The sequence below is a fragment of the Novosphingobium sp. 9 genome, from assembly GCF_025340265.1.
Classification (GTDB): domain Bacteria; phylum Pseudomonadota; class Alphaproteobacteria; order Sphingomonadales; family Sphingomonadaceae; genus Novosphingobium.
This window is the reverse complement of sequence record NZ_CP022708.1, coordinates 1,261,106-1,279,548: the sequence shown is the minus strand read 5'-3', so window position 1 is coordinate 1,279,548 and position 18,443 is coordinate 1,261,106. Positions and strand designations below refer to the sequence as shown.

Annotated in this window: 11 protein-coding genes; 7 read left to right on the top strand and 4 right to left on the bottom strand. The window is 63.7% G+C overall.

Features of this window, described 5'->3' with window-relative positions; translation table 11 throughout:
* Positions 1–188 precede the first annotated feature (188 nt).
* The 6 genes from rpsU to gatB all read left to right on the top strand — a co-directional run bounded on the left by rpsU (position 189) and on the right by gatB (position 5,380).
* The gene (rpsU, locus tag CI805_RS20390) at positions 189–395 is read left to right on the top strand and encodes a 30S ribosomal protein S21 (RefSeq protein WP_054440590.1); all 207 of its coding nucleotides are present in this window, start codon (positions 189–191) and stop codon (positions 393–395) included.
* Positions 396–621: 226 nt separating this feature from the next.
* A complete protein-coding gene (locus CI805_RS20385; protein ID WP_260928637.1) occupies positions 622–1,179 on the top strand; it encodes an FKBP-type peptidyl-prolyl cis-trans isomerase in 558 nt (185 codons plus the stop codon).
* A gap of 17 nt (positions 1,180–1,196) precedes the next feature.
* The gene (locus tag CI805_RS20380; protein WP_260928636.1) at positions 1,197–1,817 is read left to right on the top strand and encodes an FKBP-type peptidyl-prolyl cis-trans isomerase; all 621 of its coding nucleotides are present in this window, start codon (positions 1,197–1,199) and stop codon (positions 1,815–1,817) included.
* 150 nt (positions 1,818–1,967) lie between these two features.
* Positions 1,968–2,270, top strand: coding sequence for an Asp-tRNA(Asn)/Glu-tRNA(Gln) amidotransferase subunit GatC (gatC, locus tag CI805_RS20375; RefSeq protein ID WP_260928633.1), 303 nt, complete (start codon positions 1,968–1,970; stop codon positions 2,268–2,270).
* A 124-nt stretch (positions 2,271–2,394) separates the two neighbouring features.
* Entirely contained in the window at positions 2,395–3,882 is a 1,488-nt protein-coding gene (gene gatA, locus CI805_RS20370; protein WP_260928632.1) for an Asp-tRNA(Asn)/Glu-tRNA(Gln) amidotransferase subunit GatA, read from the top strand.
* 1 nt (position 3,883) lies between these two features.
* Positions 3,884–5,380 carry an Asp-tRNA(Asn)/Glu-tRNA(Gln) amidotransferase subunit GatB gene (gatB, locus tag CI805_RS20365; RefSeq protein WP_260928631.1) on the top strand — a complete coding sequence of 499 codons (1,497 nt, stop codon included), beginning with the start codon at positions 3,884–3,886 and terminating at the stop codon, positions 5,378–5,380.
* Between the two features lie 90 nt (positions 5,381–5,470).
* On the opposite strand, the gene CI805_RS20360 is transcribed toward gatB, so the two are convergent.
* Positions 5,471–5,773 (bottom strand): hypothetical protein, encoded by a 303-nt coding sequence (locus tag CI805_RS20360; protein ID WP_260928630.1) that lies wholly within the window; start codon positions 5,771–5,773, stop codon positions 5,471–5,473.
* The gene (locus CI805_RS20355) at positions 5,773–8,715 is read right to left on the bottom strand and encodes a M16 family metallopeptidase (protein ID WP_260928628.1); all 2,943 of its coding nucleotides are present in this window, start codon (positions 8,713–8,715) and stop codon (positions 5,773–5,775) included. Before CI805_RS20355 ends, CI805_RS20360 begins: the two co-directional genes overlap by 1 nt.
* Positions 8,716–8,908: 193 nt before the next feature.
* On the opposite strand from CI805_RS20355, the gene clpB reads away from it, so the two are divergent.
* Entirely contained in the window at positions 8,909–11,488 is a 2,580-nt protein-coding gene (gene clpB / locus CI805_RS20350; protein WP_260928627.1) for an ATP-dependent chaperone ClpB, read from the top strand.
* A 125-nt stretch (positions 11,489–11,613) separates the two neighbouring features.
* On the opposite strand, the gene CI805_RS20345 is transcribed toward clpB, so the two are convergent.
* Together CI805_RS20345 and CI805_RS20340 are read right to left on the bottom strand one after the other, a co-directional pair.
* Entirely contained in the window at positions 11,614–14,688 is a 3,075-nt protein-coding gene (locus CI805_RS20345; protein WP_260928626.1) for a TonB-dependent receptor domain-containing protein, read from the bottom strand.
* A gap of 486 nt (positions 14,689–15,174) precedes the next feature.
* Positions 15,175–18,237 carry a TonB-dependent receptor domain-containing protein gene (locus tag CI805_RS20340; RefSeq protein ID WP_260928625.1) on the bottom strand — a complete coding sequence of 1,021 codons (3,063 nt, stop codon included), beginning with the start codon at positions 18,235–18,237 and terminating at the stop codon, positions 15,175–15,177.
* Positions 18,238–18,443 lie beyond the last annotated feature (206 nt).

Genomic DNA, 18,443 nt, shown 5'->3' with positions numbered 1-18,443 from the left:
AGGGCCTTGCCGGGCGTATTTAAGCGGTTCTCCCGGCAAGATTGCTTGCCTTTCGTGCCGCACGGTGCTAGCGGCGCCCAACTTCGTGCCGTCTCGTAAGGGAATCGGGCACGGTATCGGTTTTCATTTTCAGGGTCCGCCGCGTCGGCATGCGGAGTTTGGGCCCTACCAGTGAGGTGTGTCAGTTTATGCAGATTCTCGTTCGCGACAACAACGTTGACCAGGCCCTTCGTGCGCTCAAGAAGAAGCTGCAGCGCGAAGGCGTCTATCGCGAAATGAAGCTGCGCCGTCACTTCGAGAAGCCCTCGGAAAAGCGTGCTCGCGAAAAGGCTGCTGCTGTTCGCCGCGCCCGCAAGCTGGAGCGCAAGCGCATGGAGCGCGACGGCGTCAAGTAAGTCGTTGTTCCCCGCTGCATCTGCGGATGCATTTTTAGAACGGGGAAACGACAGGCCATACGGCGTTCACGCTTGAACGCCGGACCTGCTTGAGCCATGAGGGCGCGGACGAACCATCCGCGCCTTCTTGCATTTGTGCGCTCCGGTCCTCGGGGCACGCAGCTGGTCGGCGCAGACATAACAACCGCGACATTATCAACGCGATATCCCAACGAGGCCCCTGACCATGACCGAGATCACCCGCGTTCCGCTCCAGCCTGTCGCCAAGGGCTCGCTGGGCAAGATCTGGGGCGGCGTTGTCGTCCTCGCGATTGCCGCGGCGGGAATCGCCTACGCCACCGTTCCGGCTTCGGTGAAGGTGGTCACGCTTTCCAAGGGCCAGGGCGATTCGCCGACGGTCGATGATGTCGTGCTGATCAACTACAAGGGCATGCTGCCCGACGGTCAGGTGTTCGATCAGGCCAATCAGGTGCCGATGGAACTGAACGGCGTGATCCCCGGCTTCGCCAAGGCGCTGGTGCAGATGCAGCGCGGCGGCAAGTACGAAGTGAAGATCCCCTCGTCGCTGGCCTATGGCGACAAGGCCGTCGGCAAGATCCCGGCGAACACCGACCTCACCTTCGACATCGACCTGATCGACTACAAGACCCGCGCTGAAATCCAGCAGATCCAGCAGATGCAGCAAATGCAGATGCAGATGCAGGGTGGCGCAGCAGGCGGTGCTGCCGGTGCTCCGGCCGGTGCTCCCGACGCGGCAGGCGCCGCGCCGGCGACCCAGCCCTGATCGCGGCGGGCCTTTCGTTGACGACGATCGTGCGCGGCCTCGGCGCGGCTCTTCTTGCCGGTGCTGCCTTCGTGGCGGCGCCGGTTCTGGCTGTGCCTGCGGCGAAGACAGCGCCTGTGGCGAAAACCGTACCTGCGGCAGCAGCGGCTCCCGCAGCGGCCCCGGCTCCGGCAAAGCCCGCGCGTGCCGTGACGGTCACGGTGCTGGCGCCGGGTGAAGGCGCCAAGCCTGCTGTCGATGACTACGTGCTGGTGAACTACAAGGGCATGCTGCCCGACGGCACCGTGTTCGACCAGAACGAGAACGCGGTGATGCCGCTGGCAGAGGTCGTTCCCGGCTTCGCGCAGGGGCTGGTGCAGATGCAGCGCGGCGGCACCTATCGCATGGTGATCCCGTCCGAGCTGGGCTACGGCGCCGAGGGCGGTGGGCCGATCCCGCCGAACACGGATCTGACTTTTGAAGTCACGCTGCTGGACTTCAAGACGCAGGCCGAGCTTCAGGCGATGATGTCGCAGATGCAGGCTGCTCAGGCGGATCGGGAGAAGGAAGCGGCGCAAGCTGCCGGGCAGCAGGCCGCCCCTTCCGATACGTCGTCTGACGCTGCGACGCCAGCAGCAGGGCAACCCCAACAACCCTGATCGCGCGCATCCAGCGGGGGCTCCCGCTTGATGCCGCACCCGGTGCCTGCTAGCGCGGGCATGAGGCTTGGTGGCCGCGACGTGTCGCGCGCTTGCCGGGCCATTCGATTTATCCGACGCAAGAACCATCCGAAGGAAGCAAGCAAAGCCATGTCGGTCGATACCGCAACGGTGGCGAAGATCGCCAGTCTGGCCCGCATCAAGCTGGGTGAGGACGAACTGGGCGCGATGGTGCCCGAACTCAACGGCATTCTGGCCTGGGTGGAGCAACTGGGCGAGGTGGATACCAGCGCGGTCGAGCCGATGACCGCTGTCATCCCCAACACGCTGCGCCTGCGCGACGACGTGATCGATGCCGATCCGCTGACCGCCGGTGGCCGCCGCGACGCGGTGCTCGCCAATGCGCCCGCGCCCGAGCATGGCTTCTTCGGCGTGCCCAAGGTGATCGAGTAAGCGCGCGAGCCTCGCGCCTTACTCCTTTGTTTCGTCACCCCTGCAAATGCAGGGGTCCCGCTTCCTCTTCTGCCCCGATGCGAACCCGCGATGGTTTTGCGCAAGGGGTGATGGGTGAGAAAGAATGACTGACCTTACCGAACTCGGCGTAGCCGACATCCGCGACGGCGTTGCCAAGGGCGATTTCACCGCCGTCGAAGTGGCAGAGGCGTTCAACGCCAATGTCGCCGCAGCGCAGGATGCGCTGAACGCCTTCATCGTCGCCACGCCCGAAGCTGCCATAGCGTCCGCGCAGGCGATCGACGCCAAGCGGGCCAAGGGCGAGGCTCTGGGCAAGATGGGCGGCGTGCCCATCGGCATGAAGGATCTGTTCGCGACCTTCGACGTCCAGACCACCGCTGCCAGCCACATGCTGGAAGGCTTCAAGCCGCAGTACGAATCGACCGTCTCGCAGAAGCTGTGGGATGCAGGCTGCGGCATGCTGGGCAAGCTGAACCTCGACCAGTTCGCGATGGGCTCGTCGAACGAGACCAGCTATTTCGGCAACGTGATCTCGCCGTGGAAGCGCAACGATGGCGGGAATGCCCCGCTGGCACCGGGCGGTTCCTCGGGCGGTTCGTCCGCCGCGCTCGCCGCACGCCTGTGCCCGGCTGCGACCGGCACCGACACCGGCGGCTCGATCCGCCAGCCCGCCGCCTTCACCGGCACCACCGGCATCAAGCCGACTTATGGCCGCTGTTCGCGCTGGGGCGTTGTCGCGTTCGCCTCCTCGCTCGATCAGGCGGGGCCGATGGCGCGCTCGGTGCAGGACTGCGCGATCATGCTCGAAGCGATGGCCGGTTTCGATCCCAAGGATGCGACCAGCCTCGACATGCCGGTGCCCGACTGGGAAGCCGCGCTGTCGGGCGACCTCAAGGGCAAGAAGGTCGGCATTCCCAAGGAATACCGCGTCGAGGGTCTGGACGAGGACGTGGCCAAGTCGTGGGACGACGGCATCGCCTGGCTCAAGGATGCAGGGGCCGAGATCGTCGAGATCTCGCTGCCGCATACCAAGTACGCGCTGCCGACCTATTACATCATCGCGCCTGCCGAGGCCTCGTCGAACCTCGCGCGCTATGACGGCGTGCGCTACGGCCTGCGCGACCTGCCCGAAGGGGCTAACCTTCAGGACATGTACGCTGCCACCCGCGCCGCCGGGTTCGGTCCCGAGGTGAAGCGCCGCATCCTGATCGGCACTTATGTGCTCTCGGCGGGCTTCTACGATGCGTACTACACGCAGGCGCAGAAGGTCCGCACGCTGATCGCGCAGGACTTCGCCAAGGCTTTCGAGCACTGCGACGTGATCCTCGCGCCGACCGCGCCCAGCGCCGCCTTCGGCCTTGGCGAGAATGTCGATGATCCGCTCAAGATGTACCTCAACGACGTGTTCGCGGTCCCCGCCTCGCTGGCGGGCCTGCCTGCCATGTCGGTGCCTGCGGGTCTCAACCGCGAGGGTCTGCCGCTCGGCCTGCAGGTGATCGGCAAGGCCTTCGACGAACAGGGTGTCCTCAACGCCGGCCTCGCCATCGAGGCGCGCGCGCAGTTCGCGGCCAAGCCGGAGAAGTGGTGGTAATATGAGCAATTATCGTATCCAGGGCGCCACGGGTGAGTGGGAGGTGGTCATCGGCCTCGAAGTCCACGCGCAGGTCGCCTCGAACTCCAAGCTGTTCTCCAGCGCGGCGACCGCGTTCGGGGCCGAGCCGAACACGCAGGTCTCGCTGATCGACGCGGCGATGCCGGGCATGCTGCCGGTGCCGAACCGCGAGTGCATCCGTCAGGCCGTGCGCACCGGCATGGCGATCGAGGCGCAGATCAACAAGTGGTCGCGCTTTGACCGCAAGAACTACTTCTACGCCGATCTGCCGCAGGGCTACCAGATCAGCCAGCTCTACCACCCGCTGGTGGGCGAAGGCTCGCTGACCATCGAGGCGGACGAGAAGGCCGGTATCCCCGAAGACAAGGTCATCGGCATCGAGCGCATCCACGTCGAGCAGGATGCGGGCAAGCTGATGCACGATCAGCACCCGACGATGTCCTACGTCGATCTCAACCGCGTGGGCGTGGCGCTGATGGAAATCGTCAGCCGCCCGGACATGACCTCGCCTGCCGAGGCCGGGGCATACGTTGCCAAGCTGCGCCAGATCCTGCGCTATGTCGGATCGTGCGATGGCAACATGGATCAGGGCTCGATGCGCTGCGACGTCAACGTCTCGGTGCGCAAGGCGGGCGAACCGTTCGGCACGCGTACCGAAACCAAGAACGTCAACTCCGTGCGCTTCGTCATGCAGACGATCGAGCACGAGGCCTCGCGTCAGGTCGACGTGCTGGAGAGCGGCGGCAAGATCGTGCAGGAAACCCGTCTGTTCGATCCCACCACCGGCACCACGCGCTCGATGCGTTCGAAGGAAGATGCGCACGACTATCGCTACTTCCCCGATCCCGACCTACTGCCGCTGGAACTGGACGACGCGTTCCTGGAAGACTGCCGCAACTCGCTGCCCGAACTGCCCGACGCCAAGCGCGCTCGCTACACCGGCGAGCTGGGCCTTTCGGCCTACAACGCGCAGGTGCTGACGGCGGACGTCGATACCGCGCGCTGGTTCGAGGTGCTGCTGGCGGAGACGGCGGCGGCATCGGACAAGAGCCCGGCGGACGTTGCCAAGCAGGCGGCGAACTGGCTGATCTCGGAACTGTTCGGCGCGCTCAACAAGTCGGGCACCTCGCTGACCGAGTCCTCGATCACGCCGGTGAAGGGCGCCGAACTGCTGGCGCTGGTCAGCAAGGGCACGATCTCGGGTTCGATCGCCAAGCAGGTGCTGGAGATCATGATCGAAACCGGCGACGGCGCTGCCGCTATCGTTGAGCGCGAGGGCCTCAAGCAGGAGAGCGATACCGGCGCCATCGAGGCGAAGGTGGACGAGATTCTGGCCGCCAATGGCGAGAAGGTTGCCCAGTACAAGGAGGGCAAGGTCGCGCTGTTCGGCTTCTTCGTCGGCCAGACGATGAAGGCGATGCAGGGCAAGGCCAACCCGCAGGTGGTCAACGAGATCCTGAAGACCAAGCTCGGCTGATCGAGGTTCGTTACGGACACAAAAAGGCCCGCGTTCCGGTGAGGAGCGCGGGCCTTTTTCGTGATCGGAGTCTGGGTCAGGCTGCCAGAATCACCCGGTGCGCGTGCCCGTCATCGGATAGCTGCCCATGAACCCGGCTTTGGCGGTGCCCGAAAGGGTGTCGCCGGAAATTGTCGCGGAGCATTCGATCTCCAGCGGGATCGGCACCGGCGTCTTCATCGTCCATTCGAGCGTATCGCCCGAAACGGTCCCGGTGATCGAGAGCGCGCCGAGCGCGCCCGCGACCTTGCCGGTGAACGAGGCGCCGGTGGCGTCCGGAACCACGCTCAGCGTGCCTTTCTGTTCACCCATCGGGGTGGCGACTGCAAAGTCGTAGGTTCCGGCAATTCCCATCAGTTCTCTCCTGTATCGTCCCCATCGGCGTTCGCGCCGCCGACCTTGGGAGCCTCGCGCACTTCGACCGGCAGACCAAGACCCTTGAGTTGGGGTTCGACCACCGATTTGTCACCCACGATAACGAAGGTCATGCCGCCGGGCTGCAACCATTGTGCGGCAGCCTGTCCGATCGCCTTGCCGTCGATGGCGCGCAAGGTGGCGGGCAGCCTGGCGTAATAGTCATCCGGGCGGCCCAGCAGCTCGTCCTTGCGGATGGCCGAGAGGACATCGCTGTTGGTCTCGAACTCGTTCGGCAGGCCCCGGATGGTGCCGTCGGTCACGCGCTGGAGCTCGACCGGGGTGACGGGCTGGGTCGCCGGGAATGCCTTCATGTCGGCGATCATTGCGGCGATCGAGGCGCCGGTCTTGTCCGACTGCACCGGCGCGCGCAGGGTCAGCGCACGTGGCCCCATCGGCTGGGTGACGCCCGAGGCGACGCCGTAGCTCCACCCCTTCTCCTCGCGAATGTCGCTGTTCAGGCGCGAAAGGAAGTCGCCCCCGAGCACATCGTTCGCCAGCATCAGCGGCTCCATGCCCTGCGTGCGGCCGGTGAGGGCCTCCACGCGCCCGGCCATGATGACCGACTGCGGCGAGTGCGGACGATCGATCAGCACGATCCGCGCGGTGGGCGCGGGTGTGGCGGCGGTGATCGGCTTGACCGGCTTGGCGCCTGCCGGTGCCTTCCAGCCACCGAACGCCTGTTCGAGCAGGGGCTTCAACTGCGCCATGGTGATATCGCCGACTACGGTGATCTTCGCGAGATCGGGGCGCAGCCACTTGTCGTGTGCGGCCTTGAGGTCAGCGGGCGTCAGAGCGGCGAGCGAGGCCGCATTGCCGAGGCCGTCCGAAGGCTGGGCGTAGGGATGCTTGCCGTAGAGTTCGGCGGCCAGCGTGCGGTTGGCAAGGTAGTTGGGGGAGGACAGCACTTGCGCCAGTTTGGCCTCGGTCTGCCCCTTCACGCGCGCCACGTCCTCTGCCTTGAAGGCCGGGTGCAGCAGCACGTCGGCGGCCAGTGCCAGCGACGGGGCCAGGTTGGCGGTCAGCGCGCTGAGGCCGATGGTGCTCTGGTCGAGCGAGGCTCCGGTCTGGATCTGCGCGCCCAGACGCTCCTGTTCCTCGGCGATCTGGGTGGCGCTGCGGGTAGTCGTGCCCTCGTCGAGCATGCCGAGCATCAGTCCCTGCGTGCCCGGTGTGTCGAGCGCGTCGGCGGCGTAACCGGCGTCGAAGTCGATGGCGATCTCCACCTTGGGGATCGCGGTGCGGCGGGCCAGCACCACCGGAATGCCGTTGGACAGCGTTGCACGTTCCAGCGTGGGGAACTTGAGCGCTTCGACAGGCTGTACCGCAGGCGCAGTGCGCTTGGGGCCTTCGGGCAGCGCCGGTGCCTTGACGTGCGGGTCCTTCGGCGGGGCCGGGTGGTCCTTTTCGTCACCCCAGCCGCCAAGCTGATCGCCGCTCATCGTGCGCTCACCCGGCACGATCGCCAGCTTGAACACCGGGCGGCCCATCCACTTGGCGACCGCTGCACGCACCGCCTCGGGCGTCAGCGCGGCCATCGCTTCGAGGTCCTTCTTGTACTTGGCCGGATCGCCCGAATAGACCTCACCCTCGGCCAGTGTGGCACCCTTGCCGGAGAAGCCGCCGACCATTTCCAGCCCGTCGATCTGGCTCGACATGATGCTGGCGACGGCGCGCTGCACCTCGTCTGCGGTCGGCCCCTTGGCGATGAAGTCGGCGATCACCTTGTCGAAGGCCGCTTCCGCCGCGGCACGATCGACGCCGGGCTTCACGTCCATTTGCGCCTGCAGATAGCTCAGTTCCTGCTGCACCTGATCGGAGGCGGAAACGCTGACGGCCTGCTGCGAGCCGCGCACCAGCGCATTGTCGAGGCGCGAACTGCCAAGGCCGCCGAGAATGTAGAGGCCCACCTGTAGCGCCGGCGTCTCGGGATCGTTGACGCCCGGCCCGGTCCATTCGCGCATCAGGCGCAGCACGGGCACCTGATCGGTGATGTCGAGCGACTTGGGCGCGGCCAGTGTCACCGGGCCGGCGTTCACCGGTTGCACGGCGGGACCGCGCGGAATCCAGCCGAACCACTTCTCGACCTTGGGCCTGGCCGTCGCCGCGTCGATATCGCCCGAGAGCACGAGCACCACGTTGTTGGGGCCATAATGGTCGGTGAACCACTTGCGCACGTCGGTCAGCGTCGCGGCGTCGAGGTCGGCCATCGAGCCGATGGTGGTGTGGCGATAGGGGTGGCCGATCGGCAGCAGCCCTTCGGCTTCGGCGTACTGGACGAGGCCATAGGGCTGGTTGTCGCCCTGACGTTTTTCGTTCTGGACAACGCCGCGCTGCTTGTCGAGCTTGTCCTGCGTCACCGCCGGGAGCAGGTCGCCCATGCGGTCGCTTTCCATGAACAGGGCAAGATCAAGCGCGCCGGTCGGCACGGTCTCGACGTAGTTGGTACGATCGTACCAGGTCGAGCCATTGGTGGCGGTGGAGCCTGCCGCCTCCAGCGGAATATCGAAGTTGGGCACATTGGCCGAGCCGCCGAAGAACAGGTGCTCGTAGAGGTGCGCAAAGCCGGTGTGGCCGCGCGGCTCGTTCTTGGAGCCGACGCGGTAGTAGACCGTCACGCCGACGATCGGTGCCTTGCGGTCGGTATGGACGATGGTGGTGAGGCCATTGGGCAGGGTGAAGGTCTGGTAGGGAATGTCGATTTGGGCGGCGAGTTGGGCCGGGCTGGCCGCCGGTGCGGTGTCCTTTGCGCTGGGCGCCGCTGCACTTGGAGCGGGCGGCTTGGCCTTCGCGAGCGCCGGGGCGCCGAATGACAGCGCGGCGAGCGGCAGGGCAAGGGCGGCGGTTAGCGCGAGCGTGCGCGAAAGGGGGGTGTGTCGCATAGGCAATGTGTAACACGGCCTTGGGATTGGGGAAGGGCCATCCGAGCCATTTTCGCGGTGAGGCGATTGAAATCGCTTGTCTTGCGCCCACATGATCGGCGGGCCGGGCGTGCTTGCGAATTTGAGGCGACCCGGCCTCTTGTGTGGCAATAATGCAACACTATATCTGAGGGATCAGGAGGCAACTCGTTCCATGAATCTCGAAAAGTTTACCGACCGCGCCAAGGGCTTTCTTCAGGCGGCGCAGACCGTCGCGATCCGGCTGAGCCATCAGCGCATTGCGCCCGAACATATCCTCAAGGCCCTGCTCGATGATCCCGAAGGCATGGCCGCCGGGCTGATCCAGCGCGCGGGCGGCAATGCCGCGTTCGCCGTGCAGGAACTGGATGCGGCGCTGGCCAAGCTGCCGTCGGTCTCGGGCAGCGGCGCACAAGGCGCGCCGGGGCTCGATAACGACGCGGTGCGCGTGCTCGATCAGGCCGAGCAGCTGTCCGCCAAGTCGGGCGACAGCTTCGTCACCGTCGAGCGGCTGCTGCTGGCACTGGCGCTCGCCAAGACCACGGCGGCGGGCAAGGCGCTGGAGACGGGCAATCTCACCCCGCAGGCGCTGGAAGCCGCGATCACCCAGCTGCGCGGCGGTCGCACCGCCGACAGCGCGGGTGCAGAAAACGCCTACGACGCAATGAAGAAGTATGCGCGCGATCTGACGCAGGCGGCAAAGGACGGCAAGCTCGACCCGGTGATCGGCCGCGACGAGGAAATCCGTCGCACCGTGCAGATTCTCGCGCGTCGCACCAAGAACAACCCCGTGCTCATCGGCGATCCCGGCGTCGGCAAGACGGCCATCGCCGAGGGGCTCGCGCTGCGCATCGCCAATGGCGACGTGCCCGATTCGCTCAAGGATCGCCAGCTGATGGCGCTCGACATGGGGTCGCTGATCGCGGGCGCGAAGTATCGCGGCGAGTTCGAGGAGCGGTTGAAGGCCGTGCTCGACGAGGTGAAGGGCGCCGAAGGCCAGATCATCCTCTTCATCGACGAGATGCACACGCTGATCGGCGCGGGCGCTTCCGAAGGCTCGATGGATGCGGGCAACCTGCTCAAGCCAGCGCTGGCGCGCGGAGAGCTGCACTGCATCGGTGCGACCACGCTCGACGAGTATCAGAAGTACGTCGAGAAGGACGCGGCCCTGCAGCGCCGTTTCCAGCCGGTCTTTGTGGGCGAGCCCACGGTCGAGGACACTATCTCGATCCTGCGCGGGCTCAAGGAGAAGTACGAACTGCACCACGGCGTGCGGATCACCGATGGCGCGCTGGTGGCGGCGGCGACGCTGTCGAACCGCTACATCACCAACCGCTTCCTGCCTGACAAGGCGATCGACCTGATGGACGAGGCCGCCAGCCGCATCCGCATGGAAGTGGAAAGCAAGCCCGAGGAGATCGAGAAGCTCGACCGCCGCATCATCCAGCTCAAGATCGAGGAAATGGCGCTTTCGAAGGAGAACGACACAGCCTCGAAGGACCGGCTGGTGGCGCTGCGCGAGGAACTGGCGAACCTTGAACAGCAGTCGAGCGAGTTGACCACCCGCTGGCAGAACGAGCGCGACAAGATCGCTGCCGAGGGCCGCGTGAAGGAGCAGCTCGATGCCGCGCGGATCGAACTGGAGCAGGCACAGCGTCAGGGCGACTATGCCAGGGCGGGCGAGCTTTCGTACTCGAAGATCCCCGCGCTGGAAAAGCAGCTCTCGGAAGCGCAGGCCCAATCGAGCAATGCCCTGCTGCGCGAGGAAGTGACCGAGGACGATATCGCAGGCGTCGTCAGCCGCTGGACTGGCGTTCCGGTCGATCGCATGCTGCAGGGCGAGCGCGAGAAGCTGCTCAACATGGAGCAGGTGCTCGGCGCGCGTGTCATCGGGCAGGAGCAGGCGGTTGCCGCCGTGTCCAAGGCGGTGCGCCGTGCGCGTGCCGGGCTTCAGGACCCGAACCGACCGCTCGGCTCGTTCCTGTTCCTCGGGCCCACGGGCGTCGGCAAGACCGAACTGACCAAGGCGCTCGCCGAATTCCTGTTCGATGATGACACCGCGATGGTGCGCATCGACATGTCGGAGTTCATGGAGAAGCACGCGGTTTCCCGCCTGATCGGCGCGCCTCCGGGCTATGTCGGGTACGACGAGGGCGGTGTGCTCACCGAGGCAGTACGGCGCAGGCCCTATCAGGTCGTGCTGTTCGATGAGGTGGAGAAGGCGCACCCCGATGTCTTCAACGTCCTTCTTCAGGTGCTCGACGACGGGCGGCTGACCGACGGACAGGGGCGTCAGGTGGACTTCACCAACACGATCATCATCCTGACCAGCAACTTGGGCAGCCAGTACCTCGCCAGCCTGGATGACGATCAGGATGTCGAGGCGGTCGAGCCGCAGGTGATGGAGGTGGTCCGCGGGCATTTCCGGCCCGAGTTCCTCAACCGTCTGGACGAGATCGTGCTGTTCCATAGGCTGGGGCAAAGCCACATGGGGCCGATTGTCGATATCCAGGTCAACCGGGTGCAGAAGCTGCTGAAGGATCGCAAGATCGTGCTCGATCTGACCGAGGCGGCCAAGCGCTGGCTGGGTCGGGTCGGTTACGATCCGATCTATGGCGCACGGCCGCTCAAGCGTGCGGTGCAGCGTTACCTGCAGGACCCGCTGGCTGAAAGGCTGCTGGCAGGCGACGTGCCTGATGGCTCGCACGTTCATATCGAGGATGGCGATGGCGCGCTGGTGATGACGGTGGAATAAGTCTCGCCGAATACAAAGAAAAAGGGTGGGAGCAGAGATGCTTCCGCCTTTTTCTTTGAGGCAGCCCAACGAAAAGAGGCGGACCGCAAGGCCCGCCTCTCTCATTTCGCAATGGTCCGAAAGGATTAGAACGTGATGTCAGCACCCACGCGGATGTAACGCGGAGCCTGATACCCGGTCGCCTGACCATAGTTCGGGTCAGCCACGCCATAGCCGATTTCGCCGATTTCGTAGCGCTTCTCGATCGCCTGCGAGTTGAGCAGGTTGAACACGTCAGCACGCAGCGTGACGGTCTGACCGCTCGGGATCGTGACGTTGTAGCGCGCCGAGATGTCGAAGGTCGACGTCCAGTCGCTCTTCTGGGCCGTGCCACGCGGGCTGGGTTCGCCGCCGCAATAGTGCGAGGCAGCGCCGTAGCCGTTCTCGAACGAGTCTTCGACCGGATAGTAGCCGATGCAGCTCAGGTGACGCGGCGACTGGATCTGCGCACGCAGGCCCAGCGTGAACTGCTTGCTGAGTTCGACGGCACCGAAGATGTTGATACGGTGACGACGATCGTTCGGCAGGTAGCCATAGGCGTATTCGGTGAAGCCCGGCTGGTCGAAGTCCTGCGTGATGCCGGTATCGTCCTGACCGAAGTCCGACTGCACACCACCTTCGATGTTACCCTTGCTCTTCGACCACATGTAGTTGCCCTGGATGGTCCAGCCGTCCTTCATCGGACGCTTGAACTCGAAGGTCACAGCGTCGAAAGAGCGCTTCGCCTTCGGGTAACCCAGTTCTGCGGCGGTGAAGGTGACCTGGCGCCCGTCGAGGCCGTTCAGGTTGACCGTCAGGTCCGAACCGGGATTGGTGATGACATACTGGGTGTAACCCGACCAGGTGTCACCGCAATCCAGACCGTTCTGCTCGCAGTACGCATTGACGGCGGCGTCGATCGCCATGTCTTCTGCCGTACGGTTCAGCTTGCGGTGTGTGTAGGTCAGGCCGAAGGTCCAGTCACCCACGCGCTGCTCGTAACCGAGGATGATTTCGGTTTCCTTGGTCGCCTTCAGGTTCTTGGCGATTGCAGCGTTGGTATCCGGCACGGTGCCATTACCCGTGACGGTGCAGTTCGATCCGCTCGATCCCGGCGTGATGCCGAAGGGGCAGGTTGCCGTGAACGCGGGGATGTTGGTGAGCTGGTTGGTCAGGATCGGGATGCCGTTCGAGTCAATTCCCGAATAGGCCCAGGCTTCGCGGAAGTAGTATTCCGAAGATGCCTGGCGATAAGCCGTGTTGCTGGCGACGGGCGAGTAATAGGTGCCGTAGAAGGCCTTGATCGTGCCGGATTCATCGTTCCACAGCTTGTAAGTGGCCGACAGGCGCGGTGCGTAGTTCTTCTTCAGGTCGACCATGGTCGAACCGTCAGCCTTGTTCACAGCAAAGTCGTCGCGGCGCAGACCAAGGTTCAGGGTCAGGCGCGGCGTTACCTTCCATTCGTCTTGGATGTAGTACGCCGAGTTGCGAGCCTTGAAGCTACCGCCAGCCTGATAATAGGTGAGGCGTGCGTAATCGACGGTGCCGCTGCCATCAGTCGTGGCAGAGCTCAGCAGCGAGATGTAAGCACCACCACCCTGGGCACACAGCTCTGTCGACAGGTAGCCGCTGTCGCACAGCGCCGTACCGGTGTCGTTCGTGTAATGATTCAGCGTGTTCTTTTCGGTATCGTAACCGCCACGGATGTGGTGATCACCCAGCAGGCTGAAATACAGGTCAGCATCTGCGCGGAAGAACTTTCGCTCAGTGTTGTAAGGCTCGCCCACGGTAGCGCTACGCTGATCGGTCAGGTAGCTGGCGTTGCCGTACTGGCCAACGGCGTGACCAGAGTTATTATAGACGTAAGGTGTTGCCGAATCTTCGATAGGTGTGTCGAAGCGATCCTTTACGCGACCATAAGCGGCCGAAACCGTCAACCAGTCGGTCATCGTGCCGGTGTACTTACCGACGAAGTTTACGCCGCCGTACTTGTAGTCCAGCTTGCTGCCTGCACCGTAGGAGATGTCGCCGTTATCCGCTACCGTGATCGGCATCGCGGTGCGGTGGTTGGTGTGGCGCGTGTCGAAGATGGTGAATTCGAGGTGCTGGCTGTCGATCGGATAGGCATCGACCTTCGCGCCCCAGAACGGATCGTTATCCTCGTAACGATAGGCGGTGCCCGACGACAGCGAGTGAGTCAGCTGGGTGACGTGGCGGGTCTGCAGAAGGCCGTAGACGAACAGGCGATCCTTGATGATCGGGCCGCCCGCTTCCAGCGTGGTGGAGAAGTTGTTGGCGCGGTCGGCTTCGCGGTCGGTGCTGCGTACGCAACCGTCCTCATCGCAGTTCAAAAGGTCCTTCGAGCTGCTGCGCAGGTAGTTCGGCGACCAGTTGATGTGTGCGGCGGCGTAAAAATCGTTGGTGCCCGACTTCGAAACCGCGTTGATGATACCGCCGGTGGCGCGGCCGTATTCGGCCGAGTAGCCGCCCGACTTCACTTCGACCGACTTGTAGAAGTCGAACGGAATTTCGGCGCTACCGAGGTAGTTGTCGAAGTTCGTGATGTTCATGCCGTTGAAGTAGTAGGCATTTTCGGCGACCGAAGAACCGCCGATCGAGACGTAGTTGCCGAAGGCCGAGTCGCCCGAAGTGGTGCCGGGTGCCAGCAGGATGATGCTGCTGAGATCGCGCCCGATCGCGGTGGTCTTGACCAGGTCCTGCACATCCACGTTGATGCCGGTGGTAGTGCCGGCAAAGGCCTGCTGCACGCGCGCGCCGGTGACAACGATTGCCTGGCCGGTCGAAAGCGTGACGCCGATCTGTGCGGTCGACGAGTTCTGTACGACCACGCCTTCGGCACGGAACGAGCCTCCGCCCGGCCCCGTGACCTCGACGTTGTAGTTGCCGGCAGGTAGGCCTACGGTGCGGAACGAGCCGGACTCAGTGGTCGTGACGGTGCGGTTGATACCCAGCGATTCGGAGCTGATCACCACGGTTGCACCGGGAACGGTCTTGCCGCTGTCATCGGTGACGGTGCCGGTCATGGCGCCCGAGGTGTAGTCCTGCGCGGCTGCGACATCCGGCAACATGGCGCTGATGGCGAGCCCACCGCCCAGCGCCGCAATCGCGTTAAGCGCAGAGCTCGCGACAAGCGCGCGCTTGCGAAGATTTCGGATCTTCATTTGTTAATGTGTCCCTTGTTGCAATCGATCCCCGCGCCGGGAGCGTGACCAGACCCGATGCGAGTTCGTTTTTTGCGGCTGGGAGAGCGAGCGTGACCATAAGCCCCCCGGCCATGCGCCAATTGATGACACAGGGATGAACGGGTTCAATATCTTTTCCGGTTCGGACACAAAGTGTCGCGTCGGTTGTTGTTCATTTGCAACACTCATGCCTTATGAGTGAAATTTGCGTAATAGTATGTCACGAACGGGATGCAGAGTGGCAAAAAACATGCAGGCGCATTTTTTTGGAAGGCGATGAAACTTCCGAATGGCAGCAATATGGTGATGCCCGAAAACCGTGCCCCTGACGTGTGAGCAGGGTTTGGAGAGCGGAAGTCTGAGGGGCTTGAAGCGCGGTCTGGCGCTCCGTTCCCCGCGATCCAACAAAAAAGGCCCCGGTTTCCCGAGGCCTTTTGGTAATGTGATGCTGCGGTTCTGGTCGGATCAGAAGTCCACGCTGGCATTGAGGCGGAAATAACGCCCCATGATTGCATCGAAATACTTGTTCGCGCTCGTCGTCGTGTAGGGGCTGGGTACGCCGAGATTGAACACGTTGTCGACGATCATGCGAATCTTGAAGTTGTCGGTCACCTTCACGCCGACCGAGGTGTTGATCATCCAGTACGGGCTCATACGGGGGTATTCGTAAGTGCCCTCGCCAGCATTCGGATCGATCTTGCTCGGTCCATAGTAGGTGACCTGCCAGAGCCAGTCGAAGCGCTTGGTGCCCCAGTCGATGTTACCCTGCACCGAATCGACCGGATCGGTGTAACCGCCCTTAACCTGCGTGTTATCGTCCAGACCTACCTTGTAGTAATGCTTGGTGGTGTGCAGCCAGGTGACACCAAGCTTGAGCGCGCCGGCCTTGTCGGGCAGGCCGATGTCACTGAGCGGCAAGGTGTAGTTCGCGGCGGCCTGCACGGCACGGAACTTCTCGATAGCGATGTTGAGATAGTTGTCCTGGAAATCGACGACCTGTCCGTCGGAGTCACGGGTGAAGGTGCTGCACGCGGACGAGTTCGGATAATCTGTCGAATCGTAGCAGGCGTTCATCAGCGAGGTCATGCCCGGCTGCGAGATCTCGTTCGAGATGTTGATGCTGACATAGTCTGCGGTGATCGAGAGCCCCGGAACGTACGACGGCGCAAAGGCGACACCTGCCGTCCAGCTCTTGGCCAGTTCGTTGCGCAGGCCGGTGTTGCCGCTTGAGGTGCCCTTGGCGGTGTAGTCGACGATATTGGACTGGAAGTCCGGCGACAGGCCTGCAGCTGCGCAGTTGGCCGCGCGCACGGACGGGTTGGGGCCGCTGTCGATATAGCGGAAGTCGCACGGATCGTTCGCGGTTTCGTAGACCGAACCGGTCGGGGCGAACAGTTCGGTGACCGAGGGCGAACGGAACGACTGCGTGTAGTTGCCGCGCAGCGTCAGCCCCGCAACCGTCTCCAGCGTGCCGCCTGCGGTGTACGACCACGAGCCGCCGGTCAGGTTGTTGTCGGTATAACGTGCGGCGCCATGGAAGTCGGCCGCACGGATCAGTGGCGCGTTCATGTCGTGCGAGATCAGCGGAATGGTGATTTCGCCGAAACCTTCGTCGGTGTGATACGCACCCGAGACGGCCGTCATCGGGACCGAATTGCCATACTGCAGATAGGTGCCGTCAGACTGCAGCTCGCCGCGATAGAAATCGCCGGGATTGAAGTCCTGGCTTTCGCGGCGGTGTTCGTAGCCGAGGACGAACTGCACCTTGCCGGCGGGCAGGGTGAGAATATCGCCCTTCACGTCAGCCACGATATCGAGCTGGGTGTTGACCTGATGCGTCTTGGCCAGCGCGGTGATGTAGTCTAGCGCGGCCTGGCTGGCGTTGCCGTTGCCGAATATGTCGAGCGGCGCGCAAGTGCTGTTCAGCGTCGGGATCGACGCACTGGTGTAGCCCGGATTGCACACGATGTTGCCGCTGCTGTCGAGCACCGCGTCGAGCGCGTTGTTGTAGTTCTGGGTGACGATCTCGCGCGTCTTGGTGTTGGAGCTGATCCGGCCGTAGTTCAGCGTCGCTTCCCAGGTGAAGTTGTGGCTGCCCACGTGGAAATCACCGTCGAAGCCGCCGACCCCGCGCACCAGCGTGGTAGTGGTGGTGAAGGCGCCGGTCGACAGGTCGGTGTTGGCGCGGGCGAGGTAGAACTGATCGGTCGGCAGCCCCGCTGCAGCGAGGTTCGCCTTGATCGTCGCCTGATCCGCGGCGCTGAGATAGGGGTTGCTGGTCGAGAGGATCAGGTTCCCGTTGGTGTCACCGGCATCGGCGAACAGGTAGGTATTGTAGAAGGGCTGGTCGGCGACATTCGAGGCCTTGCTGTGACCGAGCCAGAACTCGCCATGGAAGCGCAGTGCATCCGAGAACTCGTAGTTCGCCAGCAGCGTGCCCTGGAAGCGCTGGTTGTTGGCGAGCAGGTTGCCGTAATCGTCGATCGCGAAGCCGTCACCGCCGGCCTGCGAGATGCCGTCGGCGAGCGCAGTACCGTTATTGAATACGGTAAGTTGACCGGCCTTGTTGAAGTAGAGTGCCTGGCCGGAGGCATTCGTGATCGAACCATAGGGCTCGCCGTTGATGATTGGGTAGGTGTCGGCAAGGATCGGCATGCCGGTGTTGGTGAAGACTGAATAATGCTTCCCGCCCGTATAGCGGGCGTAGGAATAAGTCCCTGTAGGGTCGGCGCCAAAGAACGTGCTGGTGCCGTCGGTGGCGCTGCGGGCCGAGGTGGGCAGGCCCTTCTGGTGATCGTAATAGAGGTTCAGCGTGACGTTGCCGCGACCCTCGTCGAAATTCTTCCCCATCAGGACGGACAGGTTGTAGTCCGGCGCATCGCCCTTGGCGGCAAGGCCGTAGGAACCGGTTGCCGAGAAGCCCTGATAGTCCTTCTTGAGTACGACATTGACTGTACCGGCAATCGCATCCGAGCCGTAGATCGGCGCGCCGCCGACCGAGACGGTGTCGATGTGATCGACAAGGCCGGGCGCGATCTGGCCGAGGTCGACCGGCGAGCCCTGCACGGCACCGAAGATCGACGAACTGCCTGCGCTGACGAAACGGTTGCCGTTGACGAGGGTCAGCGTGCGCTGGGCGCCGAGATCGTACATGTTGACGAAGGTCTGACCGGCGCCGAACGAGCCTTGCGATCCGGCGTTGCTGTTGCCCGGCACACCGAACAGCGGGCTTTCGGTCAGTGCCTGGCCGATGTTGGTGTAGCCAAGATCAGCCAGGGTGGAGCCCTGCAGGGTGATCGTGGGTTGCGCGGCGACGGCAGTCTTGCCGAGGCGCGAACCGGTGACGATGATCGCGTTCTCGGCGGTGGCGTCGTCGACGGTTTCGGGCGTGGAGGTAAAGGAGGTCTGGCCGGATGCTTGCCCGGATGCTTGCGTCGCATCCTGCGCGAGGGCAGGGGAGCTCAGCAGCGCGGCAGCGGTCAGGTAGGTGGCTCCGCACAAGGCGGCCTTGCGAACGATCTTTTGCATCTCGGTAGCGTCCCCTGTTCAACGCATGACGGCGAGGGGCTTCGATTTGCGGCTTGCGCCGGTGATGCTCCCTTACCAATGCCTGCAAGATTGTTTCAGGTTCATGTTCTTTGCAACCGACGGATTGCTTTGACTGCAATTTGTTTGAAGAGCGTAATCGCAAGGCAACACATTTGTAACTTGACGAAAAGTTCCCTGGAAATCTC